Origin of the sequence: Streptomyces sp. NBC_00203 (assembly GCF_045206325.1) — a bacterium.
In the GTDB taxonomy this organism is placed as follows: Bacteria; Actinomycetota; Actinomycetes; order Streptomycetales; family Streptomycetaceae; genus Streptomyces; species Streptomyces lutosisoli.
In genome coordinates this window covers 3829865-3844440 of the sequence record NZ_CP108126.1, presented here as the reverse complement: position 1 = coordinate 3844440, position 14576 = coordinate 3829865, and the positions used below count along the sequence as shown (strand labels likewise).

Here is a 14576-nt window from a genome sequence, read left to right as displayed (position 1 = left end):
CGTGATGAAGTTGTCCACAGCGTCCGCGCGCTGTCGGAGGCGGGCGGTAGCGTCGGATCATGTCCAATCAGGCGGGGAGCCGACCGGTACAGCTGGCGGTGGTCGAGGGCGTACTGGAGCGCATCACGTACGCCAACGAGGAGAACGGGTACACGGTCGCCCGGGTAGACACCGGCAGAGGCGCCGCCGACCTGCTCACGGTCGTGGGCTCACTCCTCGGCGCCCAGGTCGGCGAGTCGCTCCGCATGGAGGGCCGCTGGGGCTCCCACCCGCAGTACGGCAAGCAGTTCACGGTGGAGAACTACACGACGGTGCTCCCCGCCACCGTCCAGGGCATCCGCCGCTATCTCGGCTCCGGCCTGGTCAAGGGCATCGGCCCGGTCTTCGCCGACCGCATCACCCAGCACTTCGGCATCGACACCCTCCAGATCATCGAGGAGGAGCCGAAGCGGCTCATCGAGGTGCCGGGCCTCGGCCCCAAGCGCACCAAGAAGATCGCCGACGCCTGGGAGGAGCAGAAGGCGATCAAGGAGGTCATGCTCTTCCTCCAGACCGTCGAGGTGTCCACCTCCATCGCGGTCCGCATCTACAAGAAGTACGGCGACGCGTCGATCTCCGTCGTCAAGAACCAGCCCTACCGCCTCGCGGCCGACGTCTGGGGCATCGGCTTCCTCACCGCGGACAAGATCGCCCAGTCCGTCGGCATCCCGCACGACAGCCCGGAGCGCGTGAAGGCAGGCCTTCAGTACGCCCTTTCGCAGTCCACCGACCAGGGTCACTGCTACCTCCCCGAGGAGCGGCTGATCGCGGACGCCGTGAAGCTGCTCCAGGTGGATACCGGCCTGGTCATCGAGTGCCTGGCCGAGCTGGCGGCGCCGGGGGAGGACGGCGAGGAACCCGGTGTCGTCCGCGAGAAGGTGCCGAGCGCCGACGGCGGCGACCCGGTGACCGCCGTCTACCTGGTCCCCTTCCACCGCGCCGAACTCTCCCTCTCCGCCCAGCTCCTGCGCCTCCTGCGCACCGACCAGGACCGGATGTCCGGCTTCCACGACGTGGCCTGGGACAAGGCACTGACCTGGCTGAAGGGGCGTACGGGCGCGGAGTTGGCGCCCGGGCAGGAGGAAGCCGTCCGGCTCGCGCTCACCAAGAAGGTCGCCGTCCTGACCGGAGGCCCCGGCTGCGGCAAGTCGTTCACGGTCCGTTCGATCGTGGAGCTGGCGCGCGCGAAGCGGGCCAAGGTCGTCCTGGCCGCCCCCACGGGCCGCGCCGCCAAGCGCCTCGCCGAGCTGACCGGCGCCGAGGCCTCCACCGTGCACCGGCTCCTGGAGCTCAGGCCGGGCGGCGACGCGGCGTACGACAAGGACCGGCCGCTGGACGCCGACCTGGTGGTCGTGGACGAGGCCTCCATGCTCGACCTCCTGCTCGCCAACAAGCTGGTCAAGGCGGTCGCTCCGGGCGCCCATCTGCTGTTCGTGGGAGACGTCGACCAACTCCCCAGCGTGGGCGCCGGCGAGGTGCTCCGGGACCTGCTCGCGGACGGCAGCCCCATCCCCTCCGTCCGACTGACCCAGGTCTTCCGCCAGGCCCAGCAGTCCGGGGTGGTGACGAACGCGCACCGGATCAACTCCGGGCAGCACCCCGTCACCGACGGCATGAAGGACTTCTTCCTTTTCGTCGAGGACGACACCGAGGAGGCGGGACGGCTCACGGTGGATGTGGCGGCCCGGCGGATTCCGGCCAAGTTCGGGCTCGACCCGCGCCGGGACGTACAGGTGCTCGCGCCGATGCACCGGGGCCCCGCCGGCGCGGGCAACCTCAACGGCCTGCTCCAGCAGGCGATCACGCCCGGCCGCCCGGACCTCGCCGAGAAGCGATTCGGCGGCCGCGTCTTCCGTGTCGGCGACAAGGTCACCCAGATTCGCAACAATTACGAGAAGGGCAAGAACGGTGTCTTCAACGGCACCGTGGGCGTTGTCACCTCGCTCGATCCGGTCGAACAGCGCTTGACGGTGCTGACGGACGAGGACGAGGAGGTTCCGTACGAATTCGACGAACTGGACGAACTGGCCCACGCGTACGCCGTGACCATCCACCGCTCCCAGGGCAGCGAGTACCCGGCCGTGGTGATCCCGGTCACCACCGGAGCGTGGATGATGCTTCAGCGGAACCTGCTGTACACGGCGGTGACCCGCGCCAAGAAGCTGGTCGTGCTCGTGGGTTCACGCAAGGCGATAGGCCAGGCGGTGCGCACGGTGTCCGCCGGACGGCGCTGCACGGCACTCGACTTCCGCCTCTCGGGCTCATGACCTGACGCATCGGCGATGCATCACAAAAAATGATCGATCAAATGAGTCACGAAGGTCACAGAGCACTTCCAGATGCGCCACGAACGGGGCAGGATGAGCAGGTTGGCGGCACTGAGTGCCGCCAATAGGCCCAATGGTCGACCCCGAGTGCACTCTCCAGGGCCAAATGGGGGATGGTAGAGACAGTCAGGGCACCTCGAAGAAGAGGCACAACGTCGGTGAGGGATGACGTGAGCGACAACTCTGTAGTACTGCGGTTCGGCGACGGCGAGTACACCTACCCGGTGATCGACAGCACCGTCGGCGACAAGGGCTTCGACATCGGGAAGCTCCGCGCCCAGACCGGGCTGGTGACTCTGGACAGCGGGTACGGCAACACCGCCGCGTATAAATCCGCGATCACCTATCTCGACGGTGAGCAGGGCATCCTCCGCTACCGCGGCTACCCGATCGAGCAGCTGGCCGAGCGCTCCACCTTCCTTGAGGTGGCCTCTCTGCTGATCAACGGCGAGCTGCCGAACGTGGACGAGCTCTCCACCTTCAGGAACGAGATCACGCAGCACACCCTGCTGCACGAGGACGTCAAGCGCTTCTTCCAGGGCTTCCCGCGCGACGCCCACCCGATGGCGATGCTGTCGTCGGTGGTCAGTGCCCTGTCGACGTTCTACCAGGACAGCCACAACCCGTTCGACGAGAAGCAGCGTCACCTTTCGACGATCCGCCTTCTCGCCAAGCTTCCGACGATCGCGGCGTACGCCTACAAGAAGTCGATCGGTCACCCCTTCGTCTACCCGCGCAACGACCTCGGGTACGTCGAGAACTTCCTGCGCATGACCTTCTCGGTCCCCGCTCAGGAGTACGACCTCGACCCGGTCGTCGTCGCCGCGCTCGAGAAGCTGCTGATTCTGCACGCGGACCACGAGCAGAACTGTTCGACCTCCACCGTGCGTCTGGTGGGCTCGTCGCAGGCGAACATGTTCGCCTCGATCTCCGCCGGCATCTCCGCCCTGTGGGGCCCGCTGCACGGTGGCGCCAACCAGTCCGTCCTGGAGATGCTGGAAGGCATCCAGGCCAACGGCGGCGACGTCGACTCCTTCATCCGCAAGGTGAAGAACAAGGAGGACGGCGTCCGCCTGATGGGCTTCGGCCACCGGGTGTACAAGTCCTTCGACCCGCGCGCCAAGATCATCAAGGCCGCCGCGCACGACGTCCTCTCGGCCCTCGGCAAGTCCGACGAGCTGCTGGACATCGCGCTCAAGCTGGAGGAGCACGCGCTCTCCGACGACTACTTCGTCTCGCGCAACCTCTACCCGAACGTGGACTTCTACACGGGCCTGATCTACCGCGCCATGGGCTTCCCGACCGAGATGTTCACGGTCCTCTTCGCCCTCGGCCGCCTCCCGGGCTGGATCGCCCAGTGGCACGAGATGATCAAGGAGCCCGGCTCCCGCATCGGCCGCCCGCGCCAGATCTACACGGGCTACGTCGAGCGCGACTTCGTCCCGGTCGAGGGTCGCTGAGCCTCGTACGAGGGGCTCGCTGAGCCCCGCACAGAAGCAGAAAAACGGAAAGCGCCCTGCTACCAGTCCCCCCACGGGCTGGCAGTCAGGGCGCTTTCCTTGTCCCGGTGCGGATTCCCCCCACGGGATCCGGCCGGGCGTCGGTGAGCAGCGCCTGAATCGCTGCGACATGCTGCGAGCTAAACGAGCAAAACTCGCTGTCCTGCGGTGCGGTCTGCCGGGACGCGCACGACGGGAGGGCCGCTCAAAGCTCCCCGGTGTACGTGCCCCGGCAACGCAATTTCCGGGAACGTCCCCCAAGACATCCCCAGATGTCAGTCACGCCCCCCAAGACGCTTCTGACACCGCCAACTTAGACTCACGAACCCCTTCGGTGGTTACGTTCACATCACTGTGATCTGCGTCTCTTGCAAATGTCCTGAAGATACGCAAGAGCCCCGATACGACAATCGGGGCCCAAGCGTAAGGAAGATGCGCGAGCCTTGTGAAGAGCTTATGTGAGGCTGTCGTTGGACTCTAGGGGGACTCTTACCCCGGCGTCATGAGAATGTCCTGAGCCGAAGGCTGTTCGTCACCACGAACACCGACGAGAAGGCCATCGCGGCCCCCGCGATCATCGGGTTCAGCAGGCCGGCCGCGGCCAGCGGCAGCGCCGCCACGTTGTAGCCGAAGGCCCAGACCAGGTTTCCCTTGATCGTGGAGAGGGTTCGCCGCGACAGCCGGATCGCGTCCGCCGCCACCCGCAGATCCCCGCGCACCAGCGTCAGATCGCTCGCCTCGATCGCCGCGTCCGTGCCCGTACCCATCGCCAGGCCCAGGTCGGCGGTGGCCAGCGCCGCCGCGTCGTTGACCCCGTCGCCGACCATGGCGACGGTGCGCCCCTCGCCCCGCAGCCGCTTGATCACGTCGACCTTGTCCTCGGGCAGCACCTCCGCGATCACCTCCCCGGCGTCGATGCCGACGGCACGCGCCACTGCCTGCGCGACCGCCCGGTTGTCGCCGGTGAGCAGAACCGGCGTGAGCCCCAGAGCCCGCAGCGCGCGCACGGCCTCCGCGCTGGTCTCCTTGATCGCGTCGGCGACGGTCAGGACACCGAGTGCCACGCCGTCCCGGGCGACCACGACGGCCGTACGTCCCTCCGCCTCGGCCGCGGCCTTGGCGCGGGCCAGCTCCTCCGGGAGCACCTCCAGGAACCGGCCCACCGTGACGTCATGACCGTCCACGCGCCCGCGCACTCCACGCCCCGGCACGTTCGCGAAGTCCTCGACCACCGGAAACGCCCCAGCGCGCTCCTGAGCGCCCGCCGCGACGGCCTGGGCAATGGGATGCTCGGAGGCGTGTTCCAGGGCGCCGGCGAGCCGCAGGACGTCCTTCTCGGCGGCGCCGTCGACGACGTACACCTCTTGAAGTTTCATTTGTCCCGTCGTCACCGTCCCGGTCTTGTCCAGGACGACGGTGTCGACGCGGCGCGTGGACTCCAGGACCTCGGGCCCCTTGATGAGGATGCCGAGCTGGGCGCCGCGTCCCGTGCCGACCATCAGGGCGGTCGGTGTGGCCAGGCCCAGCGCGCACGGGCAGGCGATGATCAGTACCGCGACGGCCGCGGTGAAGGCGGCGACCGTGTCGCCCGTGACCGCGAGCCAGACCCCGAACGTGCCGAGCGCGATCAGCAGCACCACCGGCACGAAGATTCCGGAGATCCGGTCGGCGAGCCGCTGCACCTCCGCCTTGCCGTTCTGCGCGTCCTCGACGAGCCGCGCCATCCGCGCGAGCTGGGTGTCGGCGCCGACCCGGCCGGCCTCGACGACGAGCCGGCCCCCGGCGTTCACGGTCGCGCCGGTCACCGCGTCGCCGACGGTCACGTCCACCGGCACCGACTCGCCCGTCAGCATGGAGGCGTCGACGGCGGAGTACCCCTCCACCACCGTCCCGTCGGTGGCGATCTTCTCGCCGGGACGTACGACGAAACGGTCGCCGACCGCGAGCTGCGCAACGGGGACACGGACCTCACGGCCGTCGCGCAGCACGGCCACGTCTTTCGCGCCCAGCTCCATCAGCGCCCGCAGCGCCGCCCCCGCGCGCCGCTTGGAGCGGGCCTCCAGATAGCGGCCGAGCAGGATGAACGCGACGACACCGGCGGCGACTTCGAGATAGATCGTCGACGCCCCGTCCGTGCGCGAGACGGTGAGGTCGAAGCCGTGCCGCATGCCCGGCATCCCGGCGTCCCCGAAGAACAGCGCCCACAGGGACCAGCCGAACGCGGCGAGCGTGCCGACCGAGACCAGCGTGTCCATGGTGGCCGCGCCGTGCCGCGCGTTGGTGAACGCCGCCCGGTGGAAGGGCAGTCCGCCCCAGACGACGACGGGCGCGGCGAGCGTCAGCGAGAGCCACTGCCAGTTGTCGAACTGGAGGGCCGGGACCATCGACAGCAGGACGACGGGGAGGGCGAGGAGGGCGGAGACGGTGAGGCGTTCGCGCAGGGAGACGAGTTCCGGGTCGCGCTCCTCGGCCACGTCCTCGGCCGCGTCCACGACCGGCTCGGGCGGCGGGGGCTCCTCGGCCGTGTATCCCGTCTTCACCACGGTGGCGATCAGATCGGCGACCTGTACCCCCACGGGGTAGGAGACCTTCGCCTTCTCCGTCGCGTAGTTGACCGTGGCGGTGACGCCGTCCATGCGGTTGAGCTTCTTCTCGACGCGGGCCGCGCAGGAGGCGCAGGTCATTCCGCCGATCGTGAGTTCGACTTCCGAGGTCGTGCCTATGGGTGTGTCAGCGAGTGTGCTGGTCACGTCCGTACTCCAGGGAGAGGACCGGGCCGTGCGGAGCCAGTATCAGCTGGTCGGCACGGCCCGGTGCGGAGGAGATGCTGCTGAGGAGCTGACTGCTCAGGCCTGGTCGACGAGTTCGAAGCCCGCCTCGTCGACCGCGGCGCGCACGGCGTCCTCGTCGAGCGGTGCGGCGGAGACGACGGTGACCTCGCCGGTGGAGGCCACGGCCTTCACCGAGGTGACGCCGGCGATGCCGGAGATCTCGCCGGAGACGGAGCCTTCACAGTGCCCGCAGCTCATCCCGCTGACCTGGTAGACGGTCGTGACGGAACCCGGGGTGTCGGTCTGCGCGCTCATGGCGTACTCCTCATCGAGGCGTGTGGGGCTTGGGAGACCCAGACTATACCCCTAGGGGGTATTTCTCCAAGTAGGGTCACGGCGCGCCAGCGAGCGCACCCAGGCGATCCCGGCGAGCGAGACGAGGACCAGGCCGCCGACCGAGAACAGCGTGAAGAGATGTTCCTGCTCGTCGGTGGGTCGCGGCATATAGCCCTGCCCGAAGAGCGTCCTGTCGAGCCCCGTACTGGTCAGCCGCGCCACCAGCCAGAGCGCGATGCCGTGCGTCGAGTCCCAGAAGGCGTGCAGCAGGGAGACGCCGAGGCAGGTGCCGAGCACCGGGGAGGGGAACTCGAAGCGCCCGTTCGGGCGGCGGTACGCCAGCAGCACCGCACCCGCGATCGCGGTCCACAGGCCGTGCCCGAAGGGGGCGAGCACCCCGCGCAGGATCTCGGTCTCCAGGAGCGCGCGCAGGTCGACCCCCTTGAGCGACACGGCGGCGTTGAACGCGTACCCCGCGCTCTCCAGGGCCGCGAAGCCGAACCCGACGGTCGCGCCGAGCACAAGACCGGCCCGCAGTCCGCGGATACGGGGCTGCCGGCGCAGCACGAACATCAGCGCGGCGAGCTTCACCGCCTCCTCGATCAGCCCGACGCCGACGTACATCCCCAGCGACGGGTGGAGCAGGTAGTCCTCCATCACCGACGCGCCGAGCACACCGAGCGTGCCGCCGGTCAGGAAGCAGCCGAGGATCAGGTTCACTCCCAGATCGCGGCCGTGCCGCTCGTACGCCCAGAGCACGAAGACGACCGGGACCAGGAAGCTGCCGAGCAGGATCAGGGTCGGCAGCAGCGTGGTGTTCTTCGTCGCGTACGTGACGAGCGCGGTCAGCGCCCAGAGCGCGAGCCCGATGCCCAGGCAGCGCTTCCACAGTCCGGCTCGGATCTGGGGGTACGAGTGCGGGGGCTGCTGGGGTCCGGGAATGCGGGCCCGGGGTGCACCGGGCGGCTGATTCTGGGTCACGGCTCATCCCTCGGGCTCGGACAGGTCAATATGTCCGCACCTTATGGGGGATACCCCCTATGTCGCAGTCCAGGGCACCCATTCTGATCATGTCGGTCAGGAGCTCGGAGTCCTGGTGACGTCCGTGGGGGCCGGAGGCGCGGTGACGTCCGCAGGGGTGACCGACCGGCCGTTGACCAGCGGCTCCAGGTAGCGGAACAGCACGTTCTTCAGCTCCCGGACGTACGCCTCGCGCTCGGCTCCTTCATGGGCGAGGACCAGCTCCAGGCCCGCCTTGTACACGCCCAGACAGACATGCGAGGTGCGGGTGATGTCGGCGGCCGGCGCGTCGGGCAGGAAGGAGGAGAGCAGCACCTCGATCCGGGCGATCAGGGTCGCGTGCAGGGCGTCGTGTTCCTCGGTGATCCGGCCCGGGATGTCCGGACCGTGCATCAGCGCGAAGAAAACGGGGTGGTCGCAGTTGAAGGCGACGAAGCGGTCGACTGCGGCGCCGACGGCCTCCTCCAGCGGGGTCGCGGGGTCGACCGGCGCGAGTGCCTCGCCGTACGTCGCGCGCATCTCGTGCATGAGCCGGTCGCCCAGCTCGATCGCGATGGCCTCCTTGTTCGGGAAGAACTGGTACAGCGTGCCCGGCGAGACGCCTGCCTCGCGGGCGATGGCGTTGGTGCTCGCGGAGGTGTAGCCGGTCGCGCAGAAGACGGAGGCGGCGGCCTCCAGCAGTTGGGCGATACGGCGCTCGCCGCGGGCCTGCCGGCGGACGGGCCGTTCGTCGGCGGTCTGCTGCTTCTCGGGCGTCTCCGGCACGAGTTGTCCCCAGCTTTCCGAACGAGATTGACAAACGCGAGTGCTCGCTCGCATTCTGGTGAAACGCGAGCGATCTCTCGTGTTTGCCAATTCTATGGCAATAGTCGACCCATGCTGCCTGAACGGACGGACGGGACGCAGGGTCACGGTGAAGGGGACACCGCACGATGACCGAAGACAGCAGCGCAGGCGACAGCCCTGGCCGGGGTGGGGGCGAGGGTCGCGCGAGCGGTTCGGGCGCCGGGCCGCAGGTGGATGAACCGTCGGTGAGCGGCCCGCGTGTGGGCGGCTGGACCCGTTTCGTCACCGCGAGGCCACGGCTTTCCCTGCTCGTCGCGCTGCTGCTCACCGCGCTCGCCGTGGTCGCCGGCAGCGGGGTCGCCGACCGGCTGGGCAGCGGCGGCTGGGAGGCCCCGGACGCCGAGTCCACGTACGCGACCAAGGCCCTGGAGCGGGAGTTCCCCGCCTCACAGCCCAATCTGCTGCTCCTCCTCGACTCCGGGAGCGCCTCGGTCGACGATCCGTCGGTCGCCGCCGAGGCGAACCGGCTCACGGCGCGGCTCGCCACCGAGCGGGGCGTCACCGGCGTCGGTTCGTACTGGCAGTCCGGCTCACCGGCACTGAAGGCGAAGGACGGGCACGAGGCGCTGATCGCCGCGCGGATCACGGGCGACGAGAAGACCGCCAGTGACACCCTGGACCGCCTCGCGCCCTCCTACCGGGGCACGCACGGATCGGTCCAGGTCAAGGTCGGCGGCCCCGTCGCCGTGCGGCACGAGATGCAGAACACCATCCGCGAGGACCTGACCAGGGCCGAGATGATCGCCCTGCCGGTGACCCTCGTCCTGCTGGTGATGGTCTTCGGCAGCGCGGTCGCGGCCCTGCTGCCGCTCGGGGTGGGCATCATCGCGATCCTGGGCACGAACGCGGTGCTGCGCGGCCTCACCGAGTTCACCGACGTCTCGGTCTTCGCGATGAACCTCACCACGGCCCTGGGGCTCGGCCTCGCCATCGACTACGCCCTGTTCATCGTCCGCAGATTCCGCGAGGAACTCGCCACGGGCGCCGAGCCGTTGACCGCCGTCGGAACCACCCTGCGCACCGCCGGGCGCACGGTCCTCTTCTCCTCCCTCACGGTCGCCGTGTCACTGGCCGCGATGCTGCTCTTCCCGCAGTACTTCCTGCGCTCCTTCGCGTACGCGGGCATCGCCGTGGTGCTGCTGGCCGCGGCCGCCGCCCTGATCCTGCTCCCGGCAGCACTGGTGCTGCTCGGGAACCGGGTGAACTCCCTCGATCTGCGGCGCCTGTTCAGGCGCGGCAAGCCGCGCACGACCGGTGACGGCGAGGCGGGGGCGGCCGGCGAAGGGGGCCTCTGGGGACGCATGGCCGACCTCGTCATGCGCAGGGCACCGCTCTTCGCGGTGGCCACCACGGTCGGCCTGATCGTCCTCGGACTGCCCTTCCTCGGCGTCAAGTTCGGCACCGCGGACGACCGTCAGCTGCCCTCCGGCGCCGAGTCCCATGTGGTGCAGCAGCACATACGGGACGGCTTCCCGGGCAGCCCCGGCGGCGGCCTGGAGGTGCTCGCCGAGGGGCGGGCGACCGCGACCCAGTACGCGCGGTACAAGGACCGGATCGCCACGCTGCCCGAGGTGCTGCGGGTGGACGGGCCGCTGGTGAAGGGCGACTCGGCGTACTTCACGGTCCTGCCGAAGGGCGAGGCCGTCGACGAACGGGCCCAGCACCTGGTGGGCGAACTCCGCGCGACGGACGCCCCGTTCGACACATCGGTGACCGGCACGGCAGCCGTCCTGGTCGACTCCAAGCACGCGATAGCCGACCGGCTCCCCTGGGCGGCGGCCTTCATCGCGGTCGTCACTCTGCTCCTGGTGTTCCTGCTGACCGGCAGTGTGCTGATCCCGATCCAGGCGGTCCTGCTCAACGCGCTCAGTCTGACGGCGATGTTCGGCGCAGTGGTCTGGGTCTTCCAGGACGGCCATCTCTCCGGCCTGCTCAGCTTCACCAGCCCGGGCTCGATCGAGACGACCCTCCCGGTCCTGATGTTCTGCGTCGCGTTCGGCCTCTCCATGGACTACGGCGTCTTCCTCCTCTCCCGGATCAAGGAGGAGTACGACCACACCGGGGACCACCGGGAGGCGGTCCGCTTCGGCCTCCAGCGCACCGGGGGGCTGATCACCGCGGCCGCGGTCATCCTCGCGGTGGTCATGGTCGCGATCGGCACCTCGCGCGTGACCAACACCAAGATGCTCGGCCTGGGCATCGCGCTCGCCGTGCTGATGGACGCGATGGTCGTCCGCAGCCTGCTGGTCCCGGCGGTCATGCGCCTCACGGGCCGCGCCACCTGGTGGGCACCGGGCCCGCTGCGCCGATTCCACGACCGGTTCGGGCTCAGCGAGGGGGAGGGGCCGGCGGCTGCCGCCTCGGACTCGGAAGAAGGATCGGAAGGAGACTTGGATGAAGGATCGGAAGAAGAAGGTGAGCGGGGCTCTCGGGGCAAGGAGGAAGGCGCTCGGGGCAAGGAGAAGGGCGATCGGGACCGGGACAAGGTAGAGGCGCGCGGCTAGCGTTCACCTGGTCCCTTGCGAGGAGGCCCCGGTTCACGCCGGGGAGGAATCGCATCCAGTGACAGCGACGCGGAGCGTCGCCGCATCCTGCTTCCCGGGCGCGGAGCGCCGCTGCGGCTTGCCCGGCGGAGCCGGGTGTAGGCGAACGCGTGTGCCTGTGTTCACCGGTGGGGGTGATCGCGGCGGGAGTGGGGCGCGGATGTACGGATCTCGCACGTATGGTCGTCCGGCAGGGCTTGGGCGGCCGGAACTTGGACGGGGGGTGAGGGTGTGGCGGAAGTAGCAGGGGCCGACGGAGCGGGGCACGCCCGGTACACCTTCCGGCTTCGTGTGCCGTCCACCGCCCACAGGCTGCTGGCGGCGGAGTGGGACCGGTGCCGCTGGGTGTGGAACGAGTGCGTGGCCAAGTCGAAGCAGGTGCATGCCTGGAACAAGAACCGTCCCGAGGGCACCGACAAGCGCACCTGCGGCCCGGCGCAGCTCGACAAGATGCTGACCGACGCCCGTGCGCGCACGCCGTGGGTGCGTGAGGGCTCCAGTGTTCCGCAGCAGCAGCTCATCCGGGATTTCGGCAAGTCGAAGGCGAAGGCGCAGAAGGACATCTGTGACCGGGTTCCGCAGCACCGCCGGGCGGGGATGCCGCAGTGGAAGAAGAAGCGCGAGACGTTGCCAACGCTGAACTACACCCGGCGTGGCTTCCGTCTCAAGGACGGCAAGCTGCACCTGGCGGGCGGCATCGCCTTGACGGTGGTGTGGTCGCGAGACCTTCCGGCCGACCCGTCATCGGTGCGCGTATACCAGGACAGCCTTGGGCACTGGTACGCCAGCTTCGTCGTCCCCGCCGAGGTGGAGCCGCTCCCCGAGACCGGCCGCGTGATCGGCATCGACTGGGGTGTGAAGGAGACCGCGACCACCACCAGCGACGCCCATGACCTCGCACACGCCCGGCACGGGCAGAAGGCCAAAGAGAAGCTGACCCGGTACGACCGGATGATGGCCCGCCGCAAACCGAAGAAGGGGAAGGCCGGGTCGAAGGGCTACCGCACAGCGAAGAAACTTCGGGCCAAGGCGCACCAGAAGGTCGCTCTGCAGCGCCAGGACACGGCCCGCAAGTGGGCCAAGTCCGTCGTCCGCGACCACGATGCCCTGGCCGTCGAGGACTTCAAACCGAAGTTCCTTGCCAAGACCACCATGGCCAAGAAGGCCGCCGACGCCGCCATCGGCGCCACCAAACAGGCCCTGATCGAGATGGGCCGCAAGCACGCACGCCGCGTGCACCTGGTACATCCCGCGCACACCACGATGGACTGCGCGCACTGCGGAGCGAGAGCCAAGCACGCTCCCCCACTGCCTTAAGGGCGTGGGGGGACCCCCAGCCGCTGGGAGAGCGCACCCACACCTGCACCGCATGCGGAACGGTGAGCCCACGCGACAAGAACTCCGCACGCGTAATGCTCGTCCGGGCTGGTCTCAACCCGGCTGGTGCTGAGGGCATAAGACCACCTGGGGCGCCGCCCCGGATGGCAGCCTGAGCCAGGAATCCCCTCCCTTCAGGGAGGAGAGGATTCAATCGGAAGCTGATCTCCGGGTGGAGGGCGAGACGGATGCGGGCAGTGGTGTTCGAGCGGTACGAGGAGCCGGCCGAGGTACGTGAGGTGGCGGACCCGACGCCCGCGGAGCACGGAGTCGTGGTGCGGGTCGAGGCCACCGGGCTGTGCCGGAGCGACTGGCACGGCTGGATGGGGCACGACCCGGACATCACGCTGCCGCACGTACCCGGACACGAACTCGCCGGGATCGTCGAGGCGGTGGGCGCCCGGGTGACCGGATGGCGCCCCGGCGACCGGGTCACCGTCCCGTTCGTCTGCGCCTGCGGAAGCTGTCCCTCGTGCGCGGCCGGCGATCAGCAGGTGTGCGAACGGCAGACCCAGCCGGGGTTCACCCACTGGGGATCCTTCGCGCAGTACGTGGCACTCGACCACGCCGATGTGAACCTGATCGCGGTGCCGGACGAGCTGTCCTTCGCGACGGCGGCCTCGCTGGGCTGCCGCTTCGCCACGGCGTTCCGCGCGGTGGTCGCGCAGGGGCGGGTGGCCGCGGGGGAGTGGGTCGCGGTGCACGGCTGCGGAGGCGTGGGCCTGTCGGCGGTGATGATCGCGGCCGCGTCGGGGGCGAGAGTCGTGGCGGTCGACGTATCGCCGCAGGCGCTGGAGCTGGCACGGAAGTTCGGGGCGGCGGAGTGCGTGGACGCGTCCCGGACCGAGGACACCGGGGAGGCGGTACGCGAACTGACGGGCGGAGGGGCGCACTTGTCGCTGGACGCCCTCGGTTCCCCCGTCACCTGCGCGGCCTCGGTGAACGGCCTGCGCCGCCGGGGCCGCCATGTCCAGGTCGGCCTGGGCCCTCGCCGACGGGTTCCACCCCGGTCCCGATGCCCCGTGTGATCGGCCTCGAACTCGAACTGATCGGCAGCCACGGAATGGCGGCGCACGCCTACCCGGGAATGCTGGAACTGGTCCGCGCGGGCGCACTGCGGCCCGACCTCCTGGTCACGTCCACGATCGCGCTGGACGCGGTGCCGTCCGCGCTGGCGGCGATGGGGACGGCACCGGGGTCGGGGGTGACGGTCATCGAGCCGTGGAGCTGACGGCCTCGGGGTGCCCGCGGTGGGCGGCCCACTCATGGGCGAGGACCGACATCCGTACGGCGTCGATCCACTCGCCCTCGTGCAACAGGGTCTGCCGCTCGACGCCCTCGGCCACGAAACCGGCCTTCTCGTAGGCGCGGCGGGCCCGGGGGTTGAAGGCGAAGACGTACAACGAGACGCGATGCAGGCCCAGTTGCTCGAAGGCGTGCCCGACGATCAGCCGGGTCGCCTCGGTACCGAGCCCGCGGTCCCGGCCGCGGGGGCCGATCAGAACGCGGAACGAGCAGTTGTGGTTGTGCCGGTCCCACTCGTTCAGGACGACCTCGCCGACGAGTTCACCGGTGGCCCGGTCCACCACCCCCAGGTCGAGCCGGTCGTCCTGGTCATTGCGCGTGCCGTACCAGGAGCGCAGCCGGTCCAGGCCGAATGCCTCGGTGGGGCTGCCGGTGAGCCGGATGACCTCGGGGTCGTCCAGGATCTCGGCCATCACGGGGACATCGTCCTCGGTGAACGGCCGCAGCACGGTCCTGTCGCCGGTGAGGACGGGTTTCACGGAGAAGCTCATCCCTGGATCTTCGGCAGGCGTC

The 14576-nt window shown here is 69.5% G+C and carries 8 protein-coding genes and 2 pseudogenes; 5 read left to right on the top strand and 5 right to left on the bottom strand.

Annotated features, from left to right (window positions below; genetic code table 11):
- Window positions 1-59: 59 nt before the first annotated feature.
- Both OG975_RS17335 and OG975_RS17330 read left to right on the top strand, forming a co-directional pair.
- Window positions 60-2306 (top strand): ATP-dependent RecD-like DNA helicase, encoded by a 2247-nt coding sequence (locus OG975_RS17335; protein ID WP_406330163.1) that lies wholly within the window; start codon window positions 60-62, stop codon window positions 2304-2306.
- Between the two features lie 230 nt (window positions 2307-2536).
- Entirely contained in the window at window positions 2537-3826 is a 1290-nt protein-coding gene (locus OG975_RS17330; RefSeq protein WP_406330161.1) for a citrate synthase, read from the top strand.
- Between the two features lie 539 nt (window positions 3827-4365).
- Here OG975_RS17330 and OG975_RS17325 read toward each other — a convergent pair.
- From OG975_RS17325 to OG975_RS17310, 4 genes are all read right to left on the bottom strand, one after another.
- A complete protein-coding gene (locus tag OG975_RS17325) occupies window positions 4366-6615 on the bottom strand; it encodes a heavy metal translocating P-type ATPase (protein ID WP_406330160.1) in 2250 nt (749 codons plus the stop codon).
- 96 nt (window positions 6616-6711) lie between these two features.
- Window positions 6712-6951 carry a heavy-metal-associated domain-containing protein gene (locus tag OG975_RS17320; protein WP_406330159.1) on the bottom strand — a complete coding sequence of 80 codons (240 nt, stop codon included), beginning with the start codon at window positions 6949-6951 and terminating at the stop codon, window positions 6712-6714.
- 51 nt (window positions 6952-7002) lie between these two features.
- Entirely contained in the window at window positions 7003-7953 is a 951-nt protein-coding gene (locus tag OG975_RS17315) for a PrsW family intramembrane metalloprotease (protein ID WP_406330158.1), read from the bottom strand.
- Between the two features lie 96 nt (window positions 7954-8049).
- Window positions 8050-8757 carry a TetR family transcriptional regulator gene (locus OG975_RS17310; RefSeq protein WP_406330157.1) on the bottom strand — a complete coding sequence of 236 codons (708 nt, stop codon included), beginning with the start codon at window positions 8755-8757 and terminating at the stop codon, window positions 8050-8052.
- A 167-nt stretch (window positions 8758-8924) separates the two neighbouring features.
- On the opposite strand from OG975_RS17310, the gene OG975_RS17305 reads away from it, so the two are divergent.
- The 3 genes and pseudogenes from OG975_RS17305 (at window position 8925) to OG975_RS17295 (ending at window position 13989) form a co-directional block, all read left to right on the top strand.
- Entirely contained in the window at window positions 8925-11342 is a 2418-nt protein-coding gene (locus OG975_RS17305; protein ID WP_406330155.1) for an MMPL family transporter, read from the top strand.
- 270 nt (window positions 11343-11612) lie between these two features.
- Window positions 11613-12874, top strand: a pseudogene (locus tag OG975_RS17300) (RNA-guided endonuclease InsQ/TnpB family protein).
- A 72-nt stretch (window positions 12875-12946) separates the two neighbouring features.
- Window positions 12947-13989: pseudogene (locus tag OG975_RS17295) on the top strand (zinc-dependent alcohol dehydrogenase family protein).
- On the opposite strand, the gene OG975_RS17290 reads toward OG975_RS17295, so the two are convergent.
- The gene (locus OG975_RS17290) at window positions 13970-14554 is read right to left on the bottom strand and encodes a GNAT family N-acetyltransferase (protein ID WP_406330154.1); all 585 of its coding nucleotides are present in this window, start codon (window positions 14552-14554) and stop codon (window positions 13970-13972) included. The pseudogene OG975_RS17295 and the gene OG975_RS17290 overlap by 20 nt on opposite strands.
- Window positions 14555-14576 lie beyond the last annotated feature (22 nt).